General features: G+C 60.6%; 2 protein-coding genes. Both read right to left on the bottom strand.

Going from position 1 to position 2,008, the window contains the following annotated elements; all coding sequences use genetic code 11:
- Positions 1 to 175: 175 nt before the first annotated feature.
- Positions 176 to 1,171, bottom strand: coding sequence for an MBL fold metallo-hydrolase (locus tag WBV42_RS13310; RefSeq protein ID WP_423986455.1), 996 nt, complete (start codon positions 1,169 to 1,171; stop codon positions 176 to 178).
- A 129-nt stretch (positions 1,172 to 1,300) separates the two neighbouring features.
- Positions 1,301 to 1,897 carry a DUF7344 domain-containing protein gene (locus WBV42_RS13305; RefSeq protein WP_423986454.1) on the bottom strand — a complete coding sequence of 199 codons (597 nt, stop codon included), beginning with the start codon at positions 1,895 to 1,897 and terminating at the stop codon, positions 1,301 to 1,303.
- Positions 1,898 to 2,008: the final 111 nt, after the last annotated feature.

Genomic DNA, 2,008 nt, shown 5'->3' with positions numbered 1-2,008 from the left:
GAGGACAGTGAAATCGAGTCCGACGGATATCACTGCGACGACGAAGACGAACAGCAGCTGGTGCCAGTTAATTACCGAACCCATACTCGACAGTGGTCGAAACGCCGCATAAGTCTTCTTCACGCGTTTTCTTTCTAACTCGAACATCGTGGTCTGTTTCGAACGACGAGGCCGTTTACTGCGGATTCACGACCATCCGCTCCGCGAACTGCGCGTCCAAATCGGGTTGCTCGATCAACTCGTACTCGTCACCCACCCGTTCCACGTACCCCGCGTTCGCCAGATGTTCGAGGTGGGCGTAGGACTCGCCGGGGCCGTGGAGGAGGTGGATTCCTTCGAGTTCGCCGAACAGGTGGGCACCCATGGTCCACGGGTCGGTCGGGCCATTTTCGTTCAGCACGCTGATCACGTCCTCGGCGCGTTCGCGGTGGTGGGCGTTGATTTCACGGGCGCGGGAGACGGCGTCGAGGGGGTCGCCGTGACCGGGCCACGCGCGGGTGTAGGACTCCGAAACGACGTTCGAGAGCGTGTCGAGGTAGGCCTCAAGTGGGTTTTCGAGGCGAACGTCCGCGCCGCCGACGTTGGGGGTGTACGCTTCGAGGAGGGCGTCGCCGCAGAACAGTTCGCGGCCGTCTTCGCCGTCGAAGGCAAACCCGGCGAGACCGGCGGTGTGGCCGGGGAGATGGACGGCTTCGAGTTCGTAGTCGCCGCAGTCGAAGGTGTCGCCGGCGGAAAACGGTTCGACGGTGGGAGTGGGACCGTCGAGCCGCCCGGCTTTGACCGCGTTCCGGAACACGGGTTCCTGGATCGGTTCCGGGAGTCCCCACTCGTCCAATAATCGTTGCTGTCGGGTTTCGATGTCGTTCCACGCCGATTCGCGCTGGGCGACGAGCGCGGCGTCCTCCTCGTGGACGTGGACGGTGGCGCCGCTTCGCTCTTGGACGGTTCCGGCGAGTCCGGCGTGGTCGGTGTGCCAATGAGTGATGCATACCTGTGCTATGTCCTCGACCGAACAGCCGTGGTCCCCCAGCCCGGATTCCAGCGATGCGAGTGTTTCCGGTTTTCTGACGCTCGTGTCGATGAGTGTCGTCGGGCCGTCGGAACTCGCGTTGAGGAGGTACACGCTGTTTTCTCCCTCGAACTCCGTATTTTCGAGTCGAATTCGGTTCACGGACGTTTTTGGGACTTCTCTAATATGATATTTTTTATATTTCTATTGGTGGCGTGAGGTTCTCACTCTCGAAAGACACACTAGTGGAAGTTCCAGAGGGTGTCCTGGTCTGGTGAGTTGCCCGCGACGTTATCGGTCGTCGGTCAGGATTTGGGCGAGCGACAACACGGTGAACGTCGTGACGAGGAGACCGCCCCAGATGAGGTCGGGGATGGATGCGATCGGCGGAATTCCGGCCCACGCCGCCATCACCAACAGAACACCGACGGCCGTAACTCGCCGATAGTAGGTCAGCCACGGTACGGCTTGGTCGTCCGAGTCGTCGGTCTCGGGTTCGATTTCGTAGTCCGTTTCCTCTGCCGTGTCGAGATATGGGTCGAACTGATCGGCCAATGGGCCGCGTTCGACGATACCCCTGCTCTTGTTGTAGCGGATGACGCCCTCGCTTTCGAGTTTCGGGAGGTGGGACTGGTACAGCGCAATGTACACGCGCTGGCGTTCGTCGGACGTGAGTGCCTGGACCGTCGTGTCGTTTTCCCACGCGGCGACCTGTTCTGCGAGGTCCCGCATCTCGACGGGCCCGTCCGTATCCTTCAGGAACCGGAGTGCATCCCGTCGGCGCTGTGTCTGGAGAATATGGAATATCTTGTCGCGCGAAAGGGGTTCGACCAGTTCCTCGGACGCGTGTTCGAACTCGTCTACCGCCGAGTCGGAACTGACGCTCATTTGTTCAGTCCCCGGTATGCGGTGCTTTCCGCTCCTCGAATCGCTGTCCGGCAAGGGGTTCCGTTGGAGTGAAATGATCCATCGTAGAAGTGAATCCCATCAGATTGGAGG

The sequence above is a fragment of the Haladaptatus sp. genome (assembly GCF_049589095.1).
GTDB lineage: Archaea > Halobacteriota > Halobacteria > Halobacteriales > Haladaptataceae > Haladaptatus.
The sequence above is the reverse complement of the archived record's forward strand: the minus strand, read 5'-3'. Positions and strand labels throughout refer to the sequence as shown.